This is a genomic window from Haloarcula sp. DT43 (assembly GCF_037078405.1).
Classification (GTDB): Archaea; Halobacteriota; Halobacteria; order Halobacteriales; family Haloarculaceae; genus Haloarcula; species Haloarcula brevis.
Window position 1 is genome coordinate 349237 of sequence record NZ_JAYMGZ010000001.1, and the last position, 19915, is coordinate 369151.

Here is a 19915-nt window from a genome sequence, read left to right on the forward strand (position 1 = left end):
GAGAATCGGGGCCGTTACTCGTCGTCCAGCTCGGCCTGCCACTCCTGGACTTTCGCCATCAGCTCGACCGGCGGCGTCTCGGTGACGTCCAGGCCCGTCAGCTCCGAGAGGACGGCTTCGGCCTCGGGGTCGAGCGACGCCGTGGGGTCGTCACCGCCGCTCCCGGTCCCGGGCGCGTGTTCGGGACTCCCGTCGGTCGCTACCGGCTCGCCGGTCCCGGCGTCTTCCGACGCGCCCTTGAACTGCCCCGAGTCCAGGTCGAAGACGGCCTGTGTCGTCCCGCCGCCGGCCCCCTCGCTGCCCCGCACCTCGATGGCCTTGTCGTCGCGAAGGCGGTCCAGCACCTCCTGTGAGCGGGCGACGACCGGCTCGGGGACGCCGGCGAGGTCGGCGACGTGGACGCCGTAGGAGCGGTCGGTCGGCCCCTCACGCACCGTCCGGAGGAAGGTCACATCGCCGTCCCCGTCCGCGGCGCGGGGCTCGCCGTCGACCGCGACGTGGACGTTCTCGACGGCCGGCAGCTCCTCGCCCAACGCGGTCAGCTCGTGGTAGTGGGTCGCAAACAGCGTCTTCGACCGGACGGAGTTGACGATGTACTCCGTGGCCGCCCAGGCTATCGAGATGCCGTCGAAGGTGGCCGTCCCGCGACCCACCTCGTCAAGTATCACGAGTGATTCTTCGGTCGCCGAGTGGAGGATGTTCGACAGCTCCTGCATCTCGACCATGAACGTCGAGCGCCCCTGTGCGAGTTCGTCCAGCGCGCCGACGCGGGTGAAGATGCCGTCGACCATCCCGACCGTCGCCGACCGCGCCGGCACGAAACTGCCCACCTGGGCGAGTAGCGTGATGAGCGCGGCCTGGCGCATGTACGTGGACTTCCCGCTCATGTTCGGGCCGGTGACGATGAGGAACTGCCGGTCAGCGCCCATGTAGAGGTCGTTCGGGACGAACTCGGTGGTCTGTTCGACGACCGGGTGGCGGCCGGCCTCGATGGCGAGCTCGTCGCCCTCGACGACCGCCGGCCGGGTCCAGTCGTTCTCGACGGCGTGGACCGAAAGCGACGCGAACGCGTCCAGTTCCGCCAGCGCCCGGCCCACGTCTTGTAGCAGCGTCGCGCGCTCGGCCACTCGCTCGCGGAGTTCCTGAAAGCGCTCGTACTCCATGTCGTGGCGGCGCTCCTCCAAGCGCAGCACGTCCCGCTCCTTCTCGTCGAGTTCGGGCGTGGTGTAGCGCTTGGAGTTTTTCAGCGTCTTGACGTGCTGGTACTCCTCGGGAACGGCGTCGGTCTCGCTCTTGCCGACCTGGATGTAGTAGCCGTCGGTCTTGTTCCGGTCGACCGAGAGGTGGGTGATGCCGGTCCGCTCCTTCTCGCGGTCCGGCAGCGTCTCCAGCCACTCCAGGGCGGCCTCGTGCTCGTCGATGACCTCGTCGAGGTCGGCGTCGTACCCTCGCTCGAACAGGCCGCCCTGGCGCACCGTCCCCGGCGGGTCCGCGACCAACGCGCCGTCCAGCTCCGCGGCCAGCGCGTCGGCCGCCTCGCGGTCAGCGCCGTCGAGAGCGTCGGCAAGCGGCGACTCGGCCAGCCGCTCGGTCTCGGCGACGGTGTCTGCGACCCGGCCCAGCAGCGCCAGCGTCTCCTGGACCGCCCGCAGGTCCCGCGCGTCGGCGCTCCCGGAGGTGGCCCGGGCGGCCAGCCGTTCGAGGTCGTAGGCGTCCGCCAGCGTCTCCCGAATCCGCTCGCGGGCCATCGCCGCCTCCGACAGCGCCGCCACGCAGGACTGCCGCCGCCGGAGTTCGGCCCGGTTGCGCCGGGGTCGCTGGAGCCACTGCCGGAGCAGTCGCCCGCCGGCGGCCGTGACGGTGTGGTCGATGGTGTCGAACAGCGACCCCGAACTGTCGCCCTGCATCGTCTCGGTGAGTTCGAGGTTGCGCTGGGTCGTCGCGTCGAGATCGACGTGGTCGCGCTCGCCGTACGCCTGCAGGCGCGTGACCGCCGCCAGCGTGCCGACGCCGGTGTCCTCAACGTAGGACAGCACCGCGCCCGCGGCCCGCACCGCGGCGTCCTGCTCGCCGATGCCGACGCTGTCGACCGTCTCGCTCCCGAACTGCTCGCGGACGGTGTGGCTCGCCCGCCCCGGCTCGAACGACGCCGAATCGTGCAGGGTCAGCGCCGCGTCCGTCCGCTCGCGCAGGCGGTCGAGGAACGCGTCGTCGTTGCGCAACTCCGGTCCGGGGAGGATTTCGGCCGGCGCGAACGTGTACAACTCCGTCAGCGCCTCGCCCGCGTCGGCGTCGTCCAGTTGCGTGACCTGGAACTGGCCGGTGGTCACGTCCGTCGCGGCGATGCCGTAGGTGTCACCGCCGTCCCGGCCGGCCTCTCGAACCACTGCGGCGAGGTACTGCGCCGACTCGTCGCCGGTCTCTAGGTGTGTCCCGGGTGTGACGACCCGCGTTATCTCCCGGGCGTGGCCGCTCTCGGTCTCGTGCTGGTCGGCGACGGCGACCCGGTAGCCCCGCTCGACTAGCGCGGAGACGTACGGCGTCAGGTCGTCGACCGGCACCCCCGCCATCGGGTACGACGAGCCGTGGGAGGACTTCTGGCTCACCTTCAGGTCGAGCTCGTCGGCGACGATTTCGGCGTCCTCGGCGAAGAACTCGTAGAAGTCGCCACACTGCATCGCCAGCAGGTCCGCGTCGGTCCCCTCCTTGAGCGAGAGAAACTCCCCGACGATTCCCGTCGCCTCTGTCATACACGTCCGTGCGACCGTCCGCGGCGTAAGGATTGCGGGTCGGGACAGTGCGGTCGCGGCCGCCGGCGGGAGCCAGTGAAGGGGCTGGAGGCCGTGGGACCGAGTATGAACGCGACCGAGACAATCGAGGCCTACTACGCGGCGCTCCGGGCCGGCGACCCGCTCGGCCCCTTCTTCGCCGCTGACGGCGACCGCGAGGTCGTCAAGTTCGGCATCTCCGAGCGGCTGGTCGGGACCGAGGCCGTCCGCGCGGGCCTGCGGGGACAGACCGAGACGACGACGGACTGGACCGTCGAGAGCCGCGCGCTCCGGGTGACAGAGCGCGAGGGCTACGCGTGGTTCAGCGACGACGTGCGACTGTGCTGGACCGACGCCGAGGGTGGGGACCGTCACGAGTACGACACGCGCTGGAGCGGGACGCTCGAAGCCACCGGCCGGGAGCGGCCGTGGCAGTTCGTCGGCATGCACGTCAGCACCGCCGACGACCTGCGCGGGTGACTCAGTCCGCGGCGAGCGTGGCGAAGACGAACTCGCTGTCGCTCCCCAGCGGGTCCGTCGCAGTGACCGTCTCCGTCCCGGTGAAGCCGGCGTCGGCCAGCTGGTCGAGGGTCGCCCGCCGGCCAGGGGCCGAGAAGAACATCGACCCGCCCATCCAGCCCCGCCGGACGGTCTCGAACCGCCCGCTCGGGAGCGTCATCAACACGGTGCCGCCCGGCCGGAGCACGCGGGCGAACTCCCGGTATACGGCCGGGTGCTGGTCCCGTGGGACGTGGAAGACGGCGTGGTAGGCCGTGACCGCGTCGACGCTGTCGGTCGCGAGTGGCAGTGCCGTCATGTCCCCCTGCACGAGCCGGCTCTCGGGCACCGTCTCGGCGGCGAGGGCGAGCCCGACGCGCGAGAAGTCGAGGCCGACGCTGCCCGGCGGGAGGTTCGCCAGAGTCCGCGCGCCGTCGCCACAGCCCACGTCGAGGACTGTCGGCGCGTCGGGAAGCCGTTCGAGCAGATCGTCGAGCAGGGCGGCGTCCGACCCGGAAGGGTCACGCCGCTCGGCGTAGGCCTCGGAGACGCTGTCCCACGCCCGACGCACCTCGTTGCGGTCCATACCTCTTGTGAGTGCGCCACACAGTTATGCGTTCAGCCACCCCGACCTAGTCCGATGACTCGCCGAGCGCGGCCATCGCCGCCGCGAGCGTGAACTGCCCCTCGTAGAGGGCGCTGCCGACGACGACGGCGGCGGCCCCGGCCGACCGGAGCGCCAGCACGTCGTCGACGGTCGCCACGCCGCCGCTGGCGACGACCGGGACGTCGACGGCTTCGACCAGCCGGCGGACCGGGTTGGTGCGAACCCCCTCCAGCTGTCCCTCCACGTCCACGTCGGTAAAGAGGATGCCGCCGGCCCCGAGGTCGGCGTAGCGACCGGCGGCCTCGGCGGGGTCGAGTCCCGTGCCTTCGGTCCAGCCCGACACCACGACTTCGCCGCCTTTCGCGTCGAGGCTCACGAGCACGCTGCCGGGGTGTGCCTCGCTGATTTCGCCGACGATTTCGGGCGTCTCGACGGCGGCGGTCCCGAGGATGACGCGGTCCAGCCCGCGGTCGAGCAGCGAGACGGCGTCCTCGGCGGTCCGGATACCCCCGCCCAGCTGTACGTCGGCGTCGTCTCCCACCGCGTCGAGGACGGCGTCGATGGCCGCCGCGTTCTGGCGCTCGCCCTCGAACGCGCCGTCGAGGTCGACGAGGTGGAGCGTCCGCGCGCCGGCGTCGACCCACCGCCGTGCGGCCTCGACCGGGTCGCCGTAGGTCTTCTCGGTGCCGCGCTCGCCGCCGACCAGCTGGACCACCTGTCCGTCCTGCATGTCGACCGCGGGGACGACCTCGAACTCGGGAAACATGGGCAGTGGTCCGGCGGCGGCCGTCGAAAGCGTGTCGGTCCGGTTCTCGCTCGGTGCGCGACTTCCCGGCCGACCCCCATCCTTTTACGGTGTGCTGGGAAAGGTCCGCTATGGGTACTGCCACAGTCGTCCTCACACCGCTGGCCCGTCGGCTCGAAGCAGTCATGTTCGGGCCCTACGAGCGCGAGTACCGGCTGTTCGAACGGGCCGTGCTGGTCGTCGCTGCCGGCCTGACGTTGGCTTGGGGGCTGTCCGCGTTCGGCGTCCTGTCGCTAGAGGCCGGTACGGCCTCGCTGCTCGCGGGCGCGGCGAGCGTCGCCATCTCGGCGTTCGTCGTCGTCGGCATCCTGCAGTTCCTCGTCCTCGCGAACGTCCTCCAACGGACCAACGAGGACATCGCCACCAAGGCCGCCGAACTCGAAGCGGCCGCGGAGCAACTGGAGACGACCGCCGAGGAACTGGAGACGACCGCCGACGAAGTCGAGACCGCCGCGGAGACGGTCGACGAGGCCGCTGACGACGTCGAGCAGACCGCCGACGAGGTCGAACGGACGGCCGGCGAGGTGGAGCGGACCGCGGACGAGGTGGAGGAAACCGTCGACGAGGTCGAGCAGACGGCCGAGACGGTCGAACAGACCGCGACCCAAACGGGCGACGAGGACGCTGCCGAGACGGTCACCGACGTGAAAGACAGAACGACCGAAGTGAAAGACAGGACGACCGAGGTCAAGGACAAGGCGACGGAAGCGAAAGACAGGACGACTGCGGTCAGGGGCAAGACGACCGAGGTCAGAGACAGGACCAGCGACGCGAAGCGGACCGCCGAATCGGTCACAGACGAGGTCGAGGCGGCCAAGGAGACGGCCAGCGAGGTCGAGGAGACGGCGGCGGCGGTCGAGGAGACGGTTCCGGCCGACGACCCCGGGGACGAGGGCGGCGAATCCGGCACCGACGGCGAGCGGTCGTCGTAGGGGCAGCCCCGGCGGGGCAAACGACTGCCCGTTCGGTACGTTTTAACGGGGTGAGGGACTGGCACCTGTATGGTCGAAGTTCTCTTTGCCCTCGGTGTTCTGGTGGCTATCTTCGTCGGTTTCAACATCGGGGGGTCCTCCACGGGTGTCGCGTTCGGGCCCGCGGTCGGGTCGAACACGCTCTCGAAGCTCTCGGCGGCGGCCCTGATGACCGTCTTCGCCATGGCCGGCGGGCTCCTCGTCGGGCCGGCCGTCGTCCAGAGCCTGGGCAGCGACCTCGTGGCGACGCAGTTCTCGCCGCTTATCAGCATCGTCGTCCTGTTTTTCATCGGCGTCGCCCTGTTCCTCTCGAACGTGGTCGGGGTCCCGGCGTCGACATCGATGACGGCCGTCGGCGCTATCGCCGGGCTCGGCCTCGCCCGCGGGACGCTGAACGCCGCCCTGATGCTCGAAATCGTCTCCTGGTGGCTCGTCTCGCCCATCATCGCGTTCTGGGTCAGCGGCGTCATCGGCCGGTACTTCTACCCGCGGCTCGTCGAGCTGTTCGCCGTCTCACAGAGCGACGGCGCGTTGCTCGATTTCGACCGCTCCGGCGCGATACCTCGCCCCTCGCTGGGCGACAACACGACTCTCCGTGAGTTCGTCGGGACCGTCGTCGTCATCGGCATCGGCTGTTACATGGGCTTCTCGGCGGGCGCGTCGAACGTCGCCAACGCCGTCGCGCCCCTCGTGGGGAACGGCTCGCTGGACCTGTACCCGGCCATCCTGCTGGGCGGCGGCGCCATCGGCCTCGGCGCGTTCACCATCGCCCGACGGACGATGGACACGGTCGGCAACGACCTGACCGACCTCCCGCTGGTCGCCGCTATCGTCGTCGCGGCCGTGGCCTCCACCATCGTCACCTTCCTGTCGGCGCTTGGCATCCCGGCGAGTTTCGTCATCATCGCCACGATGAGCATCGTCGGGCTCGGCTGGGGCCGCGCGACTCGGACGACGAGTCTCTCCGACACCGTCCAGGGGGAGACCCCCGTGGCGTCGGTCGGCGCGCTGACCACCGACGCAGAGGCCGCGGACGCCCCGACCGTCGGCGGCAAGAAGGGGACGCCGAAGCCGGCCGAGACCGAGCCGATAGGCGAGGAGTCCCGGGATGACATCCCGTCGGCGTCGGACCTGTTCGAACCGGGGACCACCGCCCGCGTCATCTTCCTCCAGAACGTCGTCCCCTCGATTGCGACGCTCGCGGCGTATCTGGTGTTCCGGTTCCTGCCGGTGTTCTGACCCGTTGGCTATTCCTGCACGGATACCGTCGATTTTCCGACGAATCCCCGCGTTGTCCCTCATTATTTTGCACGACCTAAACCCGAAGGGCAAAGTCTAACAGGGCGGGGTTCAAACCAGCCAGGTGATGCCCACGGTAGAGTACCTTAACTACGAAGTAGTGGACGACAACGGCTGGGACATGTACGACGACGACGTCTTCGCAGAGGCGTCGGACCTCGACCTCGACGACGAGGACCACGGGTCCCTTGACGTGAACGAAGGCGAGTACATCCTCGAAGCCGCCGAGGCGCAGGGCTACGACTGGCCCTTCTCGTGCCGCGCCGGGGCCTGTGCGAACTGTGCCGCCATCGTTCTCGAAGGCGACATCGACATGGACATGCAGCAGATCCTCAGCGACGAGGAGGTCGAAGACAAGAACGTCCGACTGACCTGCATCGGCAGCCCGGACGCCGACGAGGTCCGGATCGTCTACAACGCGAAGCATCTCGACTACCTGCAGAACCGCGTCATCTAACGCGGCCCCTGCAGCGAACTGCCTTTTTCCCCACGTAGCGACTGCTTCGGACAGCCGTCGTATCGGAACCATTAGGGGCACCGCTGTGTTGCGTACAGCCGTGCTCGGGTCGATACCGGACCTGCTTCGGCTGGTCGCCGTCCCGGTGTTCGGGTGGGCGGCCTACCGCGACGTGAAGACCCGTCGGGTGCCAAACCGGACCTGGACCCCGCTGGCCGCGCTGGCGGTCGCCCTCCTTCTGTGGGACGCCTACGCTGTCTGGACCGGCCCGACCGCGGTCGGCCAGCGGCTGTTCCTCATCAGGGTCGCTATCAGCCTCGGCTTCGTCGTCCCGCTGTCGTACGGCTTCTGGCTCGTCGGCGGGTTCGGCGGGGCCGACGCGAAGGCGTTCATGCTCGTCGCCGTCCTCTTCCCCGTCTATCCGGTGTACTACCTGCCGACCGTCGCCCTGCCGCTCCAGCAAAGCGCCATCGGCGTCTTCTCGCTGACAGTGCTCTCGAACACCGTCCTGGCCGGCGTCGCCTACCCGCTGGCCGTCGCCGCCGGCAACCTCTCCCGGGGCCGGTTCTCGCTGGCGATGTTCATCGGCCGGCCCGTCCCCGCAAGCGCCGTCACCGAGGAGTACGGCCGCCTGCTCGAATCGCCCGACGGGTTCGACCGCAGCGGTCTCGACCTCGACGCCCTCCGGATGTACCTGCGCTGGCGGGGCTGCTCGCTGGCCGACGTCCGTGCCGACCCCGACCGGCACCGCCGCCCCGCCTCGCTGCCGGCGGTCCCGAACGACCCCGGCGACGGCTCGCTGGCGACCGACGGCGGCGAGGTAGCCGACGACGGGGACGGGACCGGCCGCGGCGACGCCCCCGCCCAGGCGGTGGCTGACCGCTCCGACGCCGTCGACGACCCCTGGGGTGCCGAGCGGTTCCTCGACGACATCGACCATTCGGCCTACGGCACGTCGCCGGCCCAGCTCCGCGACGGCCTGGAGGTGCTCGCCGAGCGAGACGAGGTGTGGATTTCGCCCGGCATCCCCTTCCTCGTCCCGATGTTCGCCGGGCTGGTCGTCTCGCTCACCTACGGCGACGTGCTGTTCGCGCTGTTGCAGGCGGTCGGGCTGGCCTGACTTAGCAGAAGACCTATTTTTCGGACACGCCTCCGCCCGAGTATGACCGACGTCGACCTCGCGTTCGACGAGCAGGAGTACATCCCGGCCGTCGCCCAGGACGCCGACACCGGCGAGGTGCTCATGCTCGCCTACGTCACCGAGGAAGCGCTCGAACGGACCCGGGAGACGGGGGAGGCCCACTACTACTCGCGGAGCCGGGACGAACTCTGGCACAAGGGGGCCACGAGCGGCCACACGCAGGCCGTCGAGGAGGTGCGGGTCGACTGCGACGGGGACGCCTTGCTGTACGTGGTCGACCAGGCCGGCGGGGCCTGCCACACCGGCTACGAGTCCTGCTTCCACCGGACCGTCGACGGGGAGACGGTCGGCGAGCGAGTGTTCGACCCCGACGACGTGTACTGATGGCGCGACCCGACGCCGTGGCACGACTCGAATCGGCCGCCGACGCCCACGACCGGGCACAGGAACGCGTCGAGGCGGTCGGCGCGGACGCGCTGCGCGACTGCCGCGAGGTCTACGACGAACTCGAACGGCTGCTCGACAGCTACGACGGCCGGGCCACCGGCGGCGGCGACTTCGAGGCGTTCATGGAATTCCAGGGGCAGGTCGGGACGCTGACCGAGGACCTCCCGGAGGACCTGCCCGAGCGGGACACGTTCGAAGAACTCGACGACTTCCTCCAGCAGCGGCGGCTCACCGAGGGCGACTTCGAGCGGGCCCGCGAGATGCTGGCCCCGGTCGGCGACCTCGTCGGGCGGCTGGACGAACTCGACGACGCGCGCGAGCAGTACAAGAAAGCCCGGACGGCCGCCGGCCGGCGACGCGAGGAACTCGACGAGCGCATCGACGACTTGGAACGGCTCCGGCGGCTCGGCGAGGCCGACCTTGACGCGCCGGTCGAACGGCTCCGCGACCCCATCGAGCGGTACAACGACGCCGTCACCGAGGCGTTCACCGACTTCCGCCGTAACACGCCCGCCAGGGACGTCCTGGCGGTCATCGAGCGGGCGGACGCGTACCCGCTGGTCGGGTTCCGCTCCCCGCCCGCGGAGCTGTTGACCTACGTCCGCGAGCACGACACCGGCCGGGAGCCGATTCCGAAGCTCCTGGAGTACGCCGACTACTCCGCCTCGAAACTGGACCACTACGTCGACGATGCCACGGCGCTGCGGAGCGCCGTCGCCACCCGGCAGACGTACCTGCGGCGGCTCGACGCCGAGCCGGTCCGAATCGACTGGCCGCCGCCGTCGGCCGACGCCCTGCCGTGGTACTGCCGGGCCTACCGCGCCGTCGTCGCCCGCTTCGCCGAGGAGGCCGTCGTCGCGGCGCTGCGGGACGTGCGCGCCCTCGCCGACCGGGACGACTACGAGCGGCTCCGGGAGAGCGCCGTCGCTCGTGCGGAACTCACCGACGCCGAGCGAGAACGGCTGGCGAGCGGCGCCGTCGAAGAAGAACTGGCGACTGCCCGCGAGGACCGGGCGGCTATCGAGACGGCGCTGGAGACCTATCCGCCGCTGTAGTTCGTCTGCCGGGTCGCCCGGCTGACCATCGTCTCGGCGAGTTCCTCGGCCCGGTCGAGCGACCGCGCCTCGGCGTAGACGCGGACGACGGGCTCGGTCCCGGAGGGACGGGCCAGCACCCAGCCGTCGCCGTAGTCGAGGCGGTAGCCGTCCGTCGTGTCGAGGTCAGCCGTCGCGTCGTTCGCGTGGGCCTCGATGCCCTCGAGCATCGCCTCGCGCTCGTCCTCGGTCCCGTATTCGAGGTTCCGCCGGACGTTGTAGTAGTCGTCGTAGTCCGCGGCGACCTCGCTCGCGGGCCGCTCGGCGACGAGTTCGAGGAACTTCGCGGCGGTGAACGCGCCGTCCCTGGCGATGCGGTAGTCGGGGAAGAGGATGCCGCCGTTGCCCTCGCCGGCGATGGCGACGTGCGTCCCCTCGCGCTGCAGTTTGCGGATGCGGCTGACGATGTACGTTGAGCCGATGGGGGTAAGCGAGAGGGTCGCGCCGGCGTCCTCGACCACGTCGACCAGCCGCTGGGAGGCGTTGACCGCCGAGACGACGCCGTCGCCGGCCTCGAGTTCCGCCGCTGCGAGCGCGGCCAGCGCGGCGTCGCCCTCGACGTGGGTCCCGGTCTCGTCGACGAACATCCCGCGGTCGGCGTCGCCGTCGTGTGCGACCCCGAGGTCGGCGTCGGTCGCGCGGACGAACGACCGCAGGTCTTCGAGGTTCTCGGCGACGGGCTCGGGGTCGCGGCCGGGGAAGTGGCCGTCGGGCTGGGTGTTGACGGTGTGGACCTCACAGCCGAGTTCCCGGAACAGGTCGGGACTGGTCAGCGACCCCGCGCCGTGGCCCGGGTCGACGACGACGGTGAGGTCGGCGTCGGCGATGCGGTCGCGGTCGACGGCGGCGAGGACTCCCTCGCGGTACCGGCGGCGGGCGCTGTCGACCACGGTGTCGGACCCGATGGTCTCCCAGTCCGCATACGCCGGCGCGTCCGCACGGAGCGCGGCTTCGACGTGGTCGAGCGTCCGCCGCGTCAGCTCGACGCCTTCGGGGCCGACGAGCTTGACGCCGTTGTACGCGGCCGGGTTGTGGCTTGCGGTAATCATCACGCCGGGGACCCCCTCGCGCTCGCAGTAGGCCTGCAGCCCTGGCGTCGGGACGACGCCGAGCCGGTCGACGTCGAACCCGACCCCCGTCAGCCCGCTGGTCGCGGCGTTGATGAACGTCCGGCCGGTCGTCCGCGTGTCCCGGGCGATTGCCACGCGGTCGTGGTCGTCACGCCAGACGTCCCCGGCGGCCTGTGCAACCCGAAGGACGTACCGCGGTGTCAGCTCCTCGCCCGCGACACCTCGGACGCCGCTCGACCCGAACACTTGCATTCGAGCGAGTGTCTGAGTGCGAAGGGCTTAGGAATGTCGCCATTCGCCCGCCTGATTCCAACAGCCATTAGCCACACCGCCGTCCAGTGGACGTATGGCAAACGACGACCTCATCGCGGCGCTGCGGGACGCCGACGCCGTCAAGTTCGGGGAGTTCGAGCTCTCCCACGGCGGCACGTCGAACTACTACGTCGACAAGTACGTCTTCGAGACCGACCCCGACTGTCTGGCGCACATCGCCGCGGCCTTCGCCGAGCGTATCGCCGAGTGGGACACCGACGCCACGCTCGCCGGCGTCGCCCTCGGCGCGGTCCCGCTGGTGGCCGTCACAAGCGTCGAGACGGGCATCCCCTACGTCATCGCCCGCAAGCAGGCCAAGGAGTACGGCACGGGCAACCGCATCGAGGGGGACCTGCCCGACGGCGAGGAGGTCATCATCCTCGAAGACATCGCCACCACCGGCCAGAGCGCGGTCGACGCCGCCGAGGCGCTGCGGGAGGCCGGTGCCGTCGTCGACCGCGTCCTCGTCGTCGTCGACCGCGAGGAGGGCGCTCGGGAGAACCTCGCGGACCACGACCTCGAACTCGCCTCGCTGGTGACCGCGTCGGACCTGCTCGCCGACGCGCCCGACGACGTCGACGCGTAGCGACACGCCGCTGCTGCACGGGCGGGACACACCACCGATGTGTTCTTGACGGTGGACCCATTATCCGGTGGTGCAATGGCTACCCTGGAACTCTACGAACTCGAAGGCTGTCCGTACTGTGCGAAGGTAATCGACAAGCTCGACGAGCTCGGGCTGGACTACGAGTCGCACATGGTCCCGCGGTCCCACGACGAGCGGACCGAAGTCAAGGAGGTCTCGGGCCAGACTGGCGTCCCCGTCCTCGTCGACGAGGACAACGGCGTCGACGGGATGTCCGAGTCCGACGACATCGTCGAGTACCTCGAAGAGACCTACGGGCAGTAGTCCTTTTGCGCCCGCCAGCGCCGGCTCAGGCCACTTCCTCGCGGTCCTCGCCGCGCTCCATAATCAGGTCCCGCAGGTCGACTGCGTCCTGGATGTCCGCCATCTCGTCTTTCTCGATGAGGGCGGTCCCCTCGACGGACTCCCGGCGGAGTTCGTCGACGACGTACACCGACCGGGTCCGGGTCACCTCGCCGACCGAGGACATGATGCGCGCCCGCTTCTCCGCGGTTTCGGTGAACGCGGAGTGACCGGCGAGTATCTGCTCGCGCTGGTCCTCGCTCTCGTTGACGCTCTTGAACGGGGCGCGGTCCGTCGGGTGGACCTCGAAGCCGATGCGGGTGAACACCGTCACGATTGGCTCGTCTTCCGGGGCCACGTCGGGGTCGTCCGGCGTCGGCTCGTCGTCGCGGACCTCGTCGGCACCGTCGAGGACGCTCACCGGCGAGGTCAGCGGCGCGTCGAACAGGTCTTCGAGTTCGGCGGCGACCTCGACGGACGCGTCCATCCCGTCCTCGTACTTCGAGACCGTCCGCCGGGAGACGCCCAGTTCCTTCGCCAGGCGGCCCAGCGACCAGTCGCGCTCCTCGCGGACGTCCGCCAGGATTTCCGAGTCGATGTTGACGTAGAGCCCGCCCGGCGCGGCGTAGATGAGCGGCGGGACCTCCTCGACGAACAGGTCCATCGCGGTGTCGGGCGACAGCACCGGGACGCCGTGGCGGAAGTAGACGACGCCGGGTTTCAGCTCCTCGTCCCGGGTCCGGAGCCCTATCACAATCGGCGTGGCGTTCAGGTAGGTGCCCAGTCGTCGCATCTCGCCCCCGGTCTGTGCGTCGAAGGCGTCGATGTTGCCCAGTATCTTCAGGAGTAACACGTCCTCGCCGCGACGGGCAGCGATGTCGAAACTCTTCGGGCGAATCGCACAGCGGTCGCTGACGAGGAAGCCAGCGTCCTCGAGCATCGCCATGACGTTTTCCACCAGCGCCGACCGTGACATAGTACTCTGTACCTCTACTGGGTCTAGACCGTTCACCCATTATATGCATTGCGCCGCTCGTTGAGCCGTCAGGGCGGTACCGCGGCCGTGACGAAAGGGGTTTGACCGCCTCGGGGCTACAGCGTAGCGTGACTGTCGTGGGCCTCGACGATACGGACTCGCGCGAACGAGGGATGTGCACTACCTACGCCGCCGCCACCCTCGCGGCGTCGATACGGGACGCCGGGGGGACCGTCGAGCGCCTGCTCCTCGTCCGGCTGAACCCCGCAGTCGAGCACAAGACCCGCGGGAACGCGGCGCTGGCCGTCCATACCGACCTCGACGCCGACGCGGCGCGAACTCTGGTCGAGGACGTGCTCGACATGGCCGAGACCGACGACCCCCGCACCAACCCCGGCGCGGTCGTCGCCGACTGCGACCCCGACGCCGTCCCACCGCAGGTCGAGACGTTCGCCCGCGAGGCGATTCAATCGATACAGGCCCCGACCGCCGCGACGACGCTGGCCGACGTGGTCGGCTTCGCTCGTTGCCAGCGGGGCAACGGCCGCGGGCTGGTCGGCGCGCTCGCGGCGGTCGGGGCCTGGGCCGCGCTGTCGGACTGGACCTACGAACACATCGCGTACCGCGAGCGGGAGCGCTGGGGGACCGAGCGGACGGTCGACACGGAGAGCGTCCGGGCCGCGGCCGACGAGCACTACCCGACCGTGTGGGACACCGTCGACCGCGAATCCGGCTACCCGGTCTGTGTCCCGCGGACGCCGTGTCCGATTCTCTACGGGATTCGCGGCGACGACCCCGGCGCCTGCCGCGCCGCCGCCGACGCCATCGAGAGCGAACCCATCGCCCGGCGGGCGACGTTCGTGACGAACCAGGGGACGGACGTGCACCTGCAGGACGCCCCGCTTGACGCAGTCGAGGCCGACAGCGCCTACCGCGTCACCGGCGACGTGGCCGTCGCGCCCGAGACGCGGGCGGGGGGCCACGTGTTCGTCACGCTCGAAGGCGACGGTGCGACCCTCGACTGTGCGGCCTTCGAACCGACGAAGGGATTCCGCGACCGCGTCCGCTCGCTCCGGGTCGGCGACCGGGTCACCGCCTGTGGCGAGGTCAGCGACGGGACGCTCAAACTGGAGAAGTTCGCCGTCCGGGACCTCGTCCGGACCGAGCCCGTCACGCCGGACTGCCCGGACTGTGGCCGGTCGATGAAATCCGCCGGCCGGACCCAGGGCTACCGGTGCCGGGACTGCGGGACCAGCGCCGACGGCAAGGTCGACCGTCCCGTCGAACGGGCCCTCGAACGCGGGTGGTACGAGGTGCCCCCGGTCGCGCGCCGCCACATCGCCAAGCCGCTGGTCCGGGGCGGGTTCGACGCCCCAACCCACCCGGCCCGCTGAGTCGATACCGTCGTGTGAACTTCACGGCCGGCGGCCGTCCCGGCTGGGTGCGCGGTTCGAACCGACTACCGGCGGGTAAGCACGGCGAACGGTCGAGTAATACGGGGATATACCACGATTTAGCCGCCGGATAACAAGGTCCCGAGCACTGGTACTCGCGGGCGTGAGCGACGAGATGACGGACACGCAACAGCGGAATACGACGGACGGCGGTCGCACGGAGAAACTACTGACCGTCGAACACGAGCCGGCCGCCGACGGCGGTCAGCGTTCGATTCTGTATCCACCGGGCCTGTCGGACGCCGAATCGAAGACGAACTGGCTGGCCGTTTCCTCGGACTGTCTCGTCGCCCTCGAAGACGTTCAATAGCCCTTACGCCCGATAATCCACTGGTAACAATAGTAACACCTGTCGTGAGCCGAGACATGGACTCCGATACCCGGTCGACGAGCGAGGCGACGGCGGCGACGGACGCCGACGAGGGGGTGCTACCCGCCGTGGTGCGCTCCCGCCCCGACGGCAGCGAGCGACTCATCTGCTACGCCCCGGACGTCGAGGCGACAGACGTAGAGGACCAGTGGCTCTCCGTCGACGCCGACTTCCCGGTCTCGACGTTGCTGATGCGGTAGGTCAGTCTCCCGAGCAGCGCGGCAACCACGTCCTCGTCGTCCTGGAGTTCTCCCCCGCTCTTCTGACCCGGCGAGCCGGCAGCCGTGTGGACGCGGCGAAACAAGCGACGGTCAGTACGTGTCGACGTTCGTCCCGACGGAACAGACGTACTCGCCGGTGGCGACCTGCGGGAGCCGACGGGCGCGCCAGAACACGCCGCTGGAGTCGGCGGTGATTTCGGCCTTGGGCTCGCCGAACACGTCGGTCACCTCGAACAGCGTCTCGCCGCGGGAGACGCGGTCGCCGAGGTCGGGCTTGAGGTCGAGGAGGCCGCCCACGGGGGAGCCGTACTGTTCGAACCCGGAGGCGCGGGTCTGCGGGCGGGTGTCGTGGTGCCCGTCGAGGAAGCCGTAGTAGCGCAACACGTTGAACACGCCGTCGACGCCCCGCTGGATGGACTGCTCGTCCCAGCCGACACAGCCGCCGAGCTCGGGGTCGATTGTCGGGACGCCCTCGTCGGGCGCGGCGCGGGCCAACTGTCCGTCGGGCCCCTTCTGGTCGAGGATGTAGCCACAGCCGAACACCTTCGCCAGTTCGAGACACTCGTCGTGGAGGCGATGCCGGGTGCCACACCGGACCCGAACCTCGTCTATCATCCGGGAGGTCGACCCCTGGTGTAAGTCGAGCACGTAGTCGGCGCTGATGGCGGCGTCGAACGTCGCCGCGGCGATGCGCTCGCTGGACGTCCCGGTCTTGTCGCCCGGGTACGCCCGGTTCATCTTCGTGTCGTCGATGGGGTTGCGGTGCTCGGCGACCTGGAAGGCGTGGTAGTTGACGACGCCACAGACCAGAATCGTCCCGGACAGCTCCGTCGGGTCGAGTTTCGGGAGCGTCCGCTGGATGACGCCGACGCCGTTCAGTTCGTCGCCGTCGCTGGCCGCCTGTATGTAGAGGGTCCGTCCGTCGTCGACGCCGTTGACGACGGCGACCGGTAGCCCGAACGCCGACCCGTCGCGGGTCTCACCGACCTCCAGCCGCCCCGTGTCCTTCTCACCGGGGGCGGCGGTCGCCGTACCGAAAGTAACCATTGTTCTCACGTTTGCCCTGGGAGCCTTTACTGGTTCGGATTTCACCGGCGGTTGCGACGGACCGACGGCATCTTGAGGCCGCCGTCCCTACCCGTCGGTGTGTCCCAGTCCGAGCCACGGAGCGGCAAAGCGGCGATGGTCGCGGCGCTGAACGTGCCACGCAACGCGAAGCTCGGCTTCGCGCTCGCCGGCCTGTTCACGGCCGGGCTGTTCGCCCTCTTCGTCCTGCCCGGGACCGCGCGCCCGATGGGCTTCTACGTCGGGCTGGCGTTCGTCCTCGCTGTCTCCCTGGGCGGCCTGCTGACGGCGCTTCTCACGGTCGTGTCGGCCGTTCGACTCGCCAGACAGTAGCGGGCTACTCGCCGCCGGTCAGGTCCGTGAGCCGGTCGCCGCCGGTTCGTGTCCCTTTCGCGATGAGCACGTCGCCGGTCCGAATCTCCGTCTCCGGCCCCGGCGAGATGACCCAGTCGCCGCCCTCCCGGCCGGTGCGCTCGCTCTCGCCGGCCGCCCGCCGGACGGCGATGATGCGCATGCCCGTCGCCGTCTTGACCGCCGCGTCGCCGATGGTCCGCCCGGCGAGGTCGCTGTCGGGGTACACCGTGGTCCGGACGATGACCTCGTCGGACTCCTGAACGGCCTCGGCGACGACCGGGTGGGTCGACAGCCCCCGCAGGACGCCCTCGCTCATCTCCAGCGCGGCGTCGGAGATGACCTCCGTCGACCGGGCTAGGTGGACGAGGCCCCGCAGCGACACCGGGTCGTCGATATCGGCGGCGGCCCGGAGCGTCCAGGCCTCGAACCGGGACTGGAGCGCGTCGACCTCGGCTTCGAGTTCGACCACTTCTTCTGCGACCTCCGCGCTGTCGAACAGCACCGCCCCGTAGGCCAGGTCGACCGCCAGTTCGCCCATGTCCTTCATCAGCACGATGGAGTCGACGGCCCGTTCGAGGTCGCGGACGCCACCCTCCGGCGGCTCCGGCGGTTCGTACGCGTCGCCGGTCGCGTCCCGGTAGACCTCGGCGACGCCGGTCTCGGGGCCCCGGAACAGCACCACGTCGCCCGCTTCGAGGCGCGTCTCCCGGTCGGGGTTGAGCAGCCAGTTCCCCTGCCGGCGAACCGCCAGCGCGCGGACGCCGGTCTCGGTTTCGAGGTTCAGGCCCCCGAGCGTCTCGCCGGCCAGCGGCGAGTCCGACCCGATTGTCGCCCGCACGAGCGTCTCGACCGCCTCGGGCAGCGCCGCCCGCATCGTGTCCGGGAGGCCGATGTCCTCCAGTACGACCTTGGCGATGTCGCCGGCGGCGTCGCTTATCTTCTCCGCGGCCCCGACCATCCCCAGGACGGGGGCCAGCGCCTCCGCGTCCGCCGTCGACCGGCAGGCCATCAGGAGGCTCATGCGCGCGCGCAACTGGAGCACGTCCATCTTCTCCTCCAGTTCGAGCACCTCCGCGGCCACGTCGTCGCTCCCCAGCAGGACGGCCGAGTACGAGAGGTCGATGAGCAACTCGGCGGTGTCTTTCATCTCGGCCAGCACCTGCTTGACGCTGACCGGTTCGTACTCGACCGTCCCTGTCGGGTCCATAGCCGCCGGTTCGACGGCCCCGAGCAAAAGCGTTCCTCACTGTGTGGAACGGTAGCGCGAATTCCGGCCTGGCGGGACGAACAGCGACGACGCACGGCCTGTACCCATTCCACGCTTCTTTTCAGTTCAGCGAAATTTGTCTTCACATGTCCGAGACAGCCGACATTATCCAGAACTTCGGGGACTCCAAGCCTCGCGTCGTCGCCGACCTCCACAGCACCACCTTCGAAATCGAGCACATCCGCGACGACGTGGCGGGCAAGTACTCCGATAGCGACCTCGACGAAGCGTACAAGCTCATCATGGCACACACAGTCACGGGGGACGACTTCAAATCGCTCATCGGGGAGGGGCGGTTCAACGCACAGACGTTGTTTTTCGAGGACATCGTCGTGTTCGTCTTCCCCTCGAAGCGGTACGAGGGGGTCTTCGCGTCCTTCGATTACGACGACAGCTTCCCCGTGACCGAACTCGTGAGGACGGTCTCCGAAACGCGGTCGGACCGGTAGCGGGCTCCCCGACGGCGCGCCCAGTCGCCCCGACGGCGCTGTGACTACCGGCACCGCGGTCACAGCGACGGATAACTGAACGAACGTCCAGCCCTGCGGTCCTGACATTGTGGCACACACGCTTGGAAAGAAAATGTTTTTCCCGGCAGGTAGGGAACTGATTGCGTATGTCCGACGACCTCAAGAAGGGACTCGAGGGTGTCATCGTCGCCGAGTCCGAACTCAGCGTTATCGACGGCGACGCTGGCAAACTCGTGTATCGGGGGTACACCATCGAGGACCTCGCCAAAGGTGCCAGCTACGAAGAGGTGCTGTACCTGCTCTGGCACGGCCACCTGCCCAACCGGGACGAACTCTCCGAGTTCAAGCGTGCGATGGTGGACGCACGCGAGGTGGACGACGACGTCATCTCGACGGTCCGCCAGCTCGCCGAGGCCGACGAGGACCCGATGGCGGCGCTCCGGACCGCCGTGTCGATGCTCTCGGCGTACGACCCCGCGCCCGAGGACGCCGAGCCGACCGACGAGACGGTCAACCTCGAGACGGGTCGCCGCATTACGGCCAAGATTCCGACAATCATCGCGGCGTTCACCCGCATCCGCGACGGCAACGAGCCCGTCGAACCCCGGGACGACCTCGACCACGCGGCGAACTTCCTCTACATGCTCAACGGGGAGGAGCCCGACGACGTGCTGGCGGACGTGTTCGACCAGGCGCTCGTGCTCCACGCCGACCACGGGCTCAACGCCTCGACGTTCTCGGCCATCACGACGGCGTCGACGCTGTCGGACGTCCACAGCGCGGTCACCTCCGCCATCGGGACGCTGAAGGGACCGCTCCACGGCGGCGCGAACCAGGACGTTATGGAGATGCTAAAGGAGGTCGACGACGCCGAGTCCGACCCGCTGGAGTGGGTCAAAAACGCCCTCGACGAGGGCCGCCGTGTCTCCGGGTTCGGCCACCGCGTCTACAACGTCAAGGACCCCCGGGCGAAGATTCTCGGCGAGCGCTCGAAGGAACTCGGCGAGGCCGCCGGCACGCTCAAGTGGTACGAGATGTCGACCACCATCGAGGACTACCTCATGGAGGAGAAGGGGCTGGCCCCGAACGTCGACTTCTACTCGGCGTCGACGTACTACCAGATGGGCATCCCCATCGACATCTACACCCCCATCTTCGCGATGTCCCGCGTGGGCGGCTGGGTCGCCCACGTCTTCGAGTACATCGAGGACAACCGCCTGATTCGACCCCGCGCCCGGTACGTCGGTGCGAAGCCGGAAGACACGACGTTCGTGCCGCTGGACGAGCGGTAAGACGCTCTCTGGCCGCAGTTTTTCGAAGCCTGACCCGCTGTGTGGCCGT

The 19915-nt window shown here is 69.4% G+C and carries 22 protein-coding genes; 15 read left to right on the forward strand and 7 right to left on the reverse strand.

What is annotated here, in order from left to right:
* Positions 1-14: 14 nt before the first annotated feature.
* On the reverse strand, positions 15-2750 hold the full coding sequence (gene mutS, locus VI123_RS01875; RefSeq protein ID WP_336336381.1) for a DNA mismatch repair protein MutS: 2736 nt from the start codon (positions 2748-2750) through the stop codon (positions 15-17).
* A gap of 105 nt (positions 2751-2855) precedes the next feature.
* Between mutS and VI123_RS01880 the strand changes: the two genes are divergently transcribed.
* Positions 2856-3248, forward strand: a complete 393-nt coding sequence (locus VI123_RS01880) for a nuclear transport factor 2 family protein (RefSeq protein WP_336336382.1) — start codon at positions 2856-2858, stop codon at positions 3246-3248.
* A 1-nt stretch (position 3249) separates the two neighbouring features.
* On the opposite strand, the gene VI123_RS01885 is transcribed toward VI123_RS01880, so the two are convergent.
* Positions 3250-3852, reverse strand: a complete 603-nt coding sequence (locus tag VI123_RS01885) for a class I SAM-dependent methyltransferase (protein ID WP_336336383.1) — start codon at positions 3850-3852, stop codon at positions 3250-3252.
* 46 nt (positions 3853-3898) lie between these two features.
* Positions 3899-4639, reverse strand: coding sequence for a 1-(5-phosphoribosyl)-5-[(5-phosphoribosylamino)methylideneamino]imidazole-4-carboxamide isomerase (hisA, locus tag VI123_RS01890; RefSeq protein WP_336336384.1), 741 nt, complete (start codon positions 4637-4639; stop codon positions 3899-3901).
* Between the two features lie 110 nt (positions 4640-4749).
* Between hisA and VI123_RS01895 the strand changes: the two genes are divergently transcribed.
* The 6 genes from VI123_RS01895 to VI123_RS01920 all read left to right on the forward strand — a co-directional run bounded on the left by VI123_RS01895 (position 4750) and on the right by VI123_RS01920 (position 10048).
* Complete coding sequence (locus VI123_RS01895) at positions 4750-5610, forward strand: hypothetical protein (RefSeq protein WP_336336385.1); 861 nt, start codon at positions 4750-4752, stop codon at positions 5608-5610.
* 69 nt (positions 5611-5679) lie between these two features.
* The gene (locus VI123_RS01900; RefSeq protein ID WP_336336386.1) at positions 5680-6888 is read left to right on the forward strand and encodes an inorganic phosphate transporter; all 1209 of its coding nucleotides are present in this window, start codon (positions 5680-5682) and stop codon (positions 6886-6888) included.
* 127 nt (positions 6889-7015) lie between these two features.
* Positions 7016-7405, forward strand: coding sequence for a ferredoxin Fer1 (gene fer1, locus VI123_RS01905; RefSeq protein ID WP_336336387.1), 390 nt, complete (start codon positions 7016-7018; stop codon positions 7403-7405).
* A 100-nt stretch (positions 7406-7505) separates the two neighbouring features.
* The gene (locus VI123_RS01910) at positions 7506-8525 is read left to right on the forward strand and encodes an A24 family peptidase (protein ID WP_336337364.1); all 1020 of its coding nucleotides are present in this window, start codon (positions 7506-7508) and stop codon (positions 8523-8525) included.
* Positions 8526-8567: 42 nt separating this feature from the next.
* Entirely contained in the window at positions 8568-8930 is a 363-nt protein-coding gene (gene hisI, locus VI123_RS01915) for a phosphoribosyl-AMP cyclohydrolase (RefSeq protein ID WP_336336388.1), read from the forward strand.
* On the forward strand, positions 8930-10048 hold the full coding sequence (locus VI123_RS01920; protein WP_336336389.1) for a DUF7118 family protein: 1119 nt from the start codon (positions 8930-8932) through the stop codon (positions 10046-10048). Before hisI ends, VI123_RS01920 begins: the two co-directional genes overlap by 1 nt.
* Here the strand turns inward: VI123_RS01920 and glmM are convergent.
* Positions 10033-11409 carry a phosphoglucosamine mutase gene (gene glmM, locus VI123_RS01925; protein ID WP_336336390.1) on the reverse strand — a complete coding sequence of 459 codons (1377 nt, stop codon included), beginning with the start codon at positions 11407-11409 and terminating at the stop codon, positions 10033-10035. The genes VI123_RS01920 and glmM overlap by 16 nt on opposite strands.
* A 94-nt stretch (positions 11410-11503) precedes the next feature.
* Between glmM and pyrE the strand changes: the two genes are divergently transcribed.
* Together pyrE and VI123_RS01935 are read left to right on the forward strand one after the other, a co-directional pair.
* Positions 11504-12055, forward strand: a complete 552-nt coding sequence (gene pyrE / locus VI123_RS01930; RefSeq protein ID WP_336336391.1) for an orotate phosphoribosyltransferase — start codon at positions 11504-11506, stop codon at positions 12053-12055.
* 75 nt (positions 12056-12130) lie between these two features.
* On the forward strand, positions 12131-12379 hold the full coding sequence (locus tag VI123_RS01935; RefSeq protein ID WP_336336392.1) for a glutathione S-transferase N-terminal domain-containing protein: 249 nt from the start codon (positions 12131-12133) through the stop codon (positions 12377-12379).
* Between the two features lie 25 nt (positions 12380-12404).
* Here VI123_RS01935 and VI123_RS01940 read toward each other — a convergent pair whose 3' ends face one another.
* Positions 12405-13373: a transcriptional regulator gene (locus tag VI123_RS01940; protein WP_336336393.1), complete on the reverse strand. Its 969-nt coding sequence runs from the start codon at positions 13371-13373 to the stop codon at positions 12405-12407.
* Positions 13374-13501: 128 nt separating this feature from the next.
* On the opposite strand from VI123_RS01940, the gene VI123_RS01945 reads away from it, so the two are divergent.
* The 3 genes from VI123_RS01945 (at position 13502) to VI123_RS01955 (ending at position 15397) form a co-directional block, all read left to right on the forward strand.
* The gene (locus VI123_RS01945) at positions 13502-14767 is read left to right on the forward strand and encodes a tRNA(Ile)(2)-agmatinylcytidine synthase (RefSeq protein ID WP_336336394.1); all 1266 of its coding nucleotides are present in this window, start codon (positions 13502-13504) and stop codon (positions 14765-14767) included.
* Between the two features lie 175 nt (positions 14768-14942).
* Positions 14943-15137, forward strand: a complete 195-nt coding sequence (locus VI123_RS01950) for a hypothetical protein (protein WP_336336395.1) — start codon at positions 14943-14945, stop codon at positions 15135-15137.
* A 56-nt stretch (positions 15138-15193) separates the two neighbouring features.
* On the forward strand, positions 15194-15397 hold the full coding sequence (locus VI123_RS01955) for a hypothetical protein (protein WP_336336396.1): 204 nt from the start codon (positions 15194-15196) through the stop codon (positions 15395-15397).
* 111 nt (positions 15398-15508) lie between these two features.
* Here VI123_RS01955 and VI123_RS01960 read toward each other — a convergent pair whose 3' ends face one another.
* A complete protein-coding gene (locus VI123_RS01960) occupies positions 15509-16465 on the reverse strand; it encodes a succinylglutamate desuccinylase/aspartoacylase family protein (RefSeq protein WP_336336397.1) in 957 nt (318 codons plus the stop codon).
* A gap of 99 nt (positions 16466-16564) precedes the next feature.
* Between VI123_RS01960 and VI123_RS01965 the strand changes: the two genes are divergently transcribed.
* Positions 16565-16816, forward strand: coding sequence for a DUF7536 family protein (locus VI123_RS01965; RefSeq protein ID WP_455429067.1), 252 nt, complete (start codon positions 16565-16567; stop codon positions 16814-16816).
* A gap of 4 nt (positions 16817-16820) precedes the next feature.
* On the opposite strand, the gene VI123_RS01970 is transcribed toward VI123_RS01965, so the two are convergent.
* Entirely contained in the window at positions 16821-18044 is a 1224-nt protein-coding gene (locus VI123_RS01970; RefSeq protein ID WP_336336398.1) for a potassium channel family protein, read from the reverse strand.
* Positions 18045-18190: 146 nt separating this feature from the next.
* Here VI123_RS01970 and VI123_RS01975 point away from each other — a divergent pair, with 146 nt between their 5' ends.
* Both VI123_RS01975 and citZ read left to right on the forward strand, forming a co-directional pair.
* Entirely contained in the window at positions 18191-18553 is a 363-nt protein-coding gene (locus VI123_RS01975) for a hypothetical protein (protein WP_336336399.1), read from the forward strand.
* 167 nt (positions 18554-18720) lie between these two features.
* The gene (citZ, locus tag VI123_RS01980) at positions 18721-19866 is read left to right on the forward strand and encodes a citrate synthase (protein WP_336336400.1); all 1146 of its coding nucleotides are present in this window, start codon (positions 18721-18723) and stop codon (positions 19864-19866) included.
* Positions 19867-19915 lie beyond the last annotated feature (49 nt).

Bases quoted from the DNA above. Each gene is read 5' to 3' on its own strand.
- mutS (WP_336336381.1), bottom strand. From the start codon at position 2,750: ATGACAGAGGCGACGGGAATCGTCGGGGAGTTTCTCTCGCTCAAGGAG.
- VI123_RS01880 (WP_336336382.1), top strand. From the start codon at position 2,856: ATGAACGCGACCGAGACAATCGAGGCCTACTACGCGGCGCTCCGGGCC.
- VI123_RS01885 (WP_336336383.1), bottom strand. From the start codon at position 3,852: ATGGACCGCAACGAGGTGCGTCGGGCGTGGGACAGCGTCTCCGAGGCC.
- hisA (WP_336336384.1), bottom strand. From the start codon at position 4,639: ATGTTTCCCGAGTTCGAGGTCGTCCCCGCGGTCGACATGCAGGACGGA.
- VI123_RS01895 (WP_336336385.1), top strand. From the start codon at position 4,750: ATGGGTACTGCCACAGTCGTCCTCACACCGCTGGCCCGTCGGCTCGAA.
- VI123_RS01900 (WP_336336386.1), top strand. From the start codon at position 5,680: ATGGTCGAAGTTCTCTTTGCCCTCGGTGTTCTGGTGGCTATCTTCGTC.
- fer1 (WP_336336387.1), top strand. From the start codon at position 7,016: ATGCCCACGGTAGAGTACCTTAACTACGAAGTAGTGGACGACAACGGC.
- hisI (WP_336336388.1), top strand. From the start codon at position 8,568: ATGACCGACGTCGACCTCGCGTTCGACGAGCAGGAGTACATCCCGGCC.
- VI123_RS01920 (WP_336336389.1), top strand. From the start codon at position 8,930: ATGGCGCGACCCGACGCCGTGGCACGACTCGAATCGGCCGCCGACGCC.
- glmM (WP_336336390.1), bottom strand. From the start codon at position 11,409: ATGCAAGTGTTCGGGTCGAGCGGCGTCCGAGGTGTCGCGGGCGAGGAG.
- pyrE (WP_336336391.1), top strand. From the start codon at position 11,504: ATGGCAAACGACGACCTCATCGCGGCGCTGCGGGACGCCGACGCCGTC.
- VI123_RS01935 (WP_336336392.1), top strand. From the start codon at position 12,131: ATGGCTACCCTGGAACTCTACGAACTCGAAGGCTGTCCGTACTGTGCG.
- VI123_RS01940 (WP_336336393.1), bottom strand. From the start codon at position 13,373: ATGTCACGGTCGGCGCTGGTGGAAAACGTCATGGCGATGCTCGAGGAC.
- VI123_RS01950 (WP_336336395.1), top strand. From the start codon at position 14,943: ATGACGGACACGCAACAGCGGAATACGACGGACGGCGGTCGCACGGAG.
- VI123_RS01955 (WP_336336396.1), top strand. From the start codon at position 15,194: ATGGACTCCGATACCCGGTCGACGAGCGAGGCGACGGCGGCGACGGAC.
- VI123_RS01960 (WP_336336397.1), bottom strand. From the start codon at position 16,465: ATGGTTACTTTCGGTACGGCGACCGCCGCCCCCGGTGAGAAGGACACG.
- VI123_RS01970 (WP_336336398.1), bottom strand. From the start codon at position 18,044: ATGGACCCGACAGGGACGGTCGAGTACGAACCGGTCAGCGTCAAGCAG.
- VI123_RS01975 (WP_336336399.1), top strand. From the start codon at position 18,191: ATGTCCGAGACAGCCGACATTATCCAGAACTTCGGGGACTCCAAGCCT.
- citZ (WP_336336400.1), top strand. From the start codon at position 18,721: ATGTCCGACGACCTCAAGAAGGGACTCGAGGGTGTCATCGTCGCCGAG.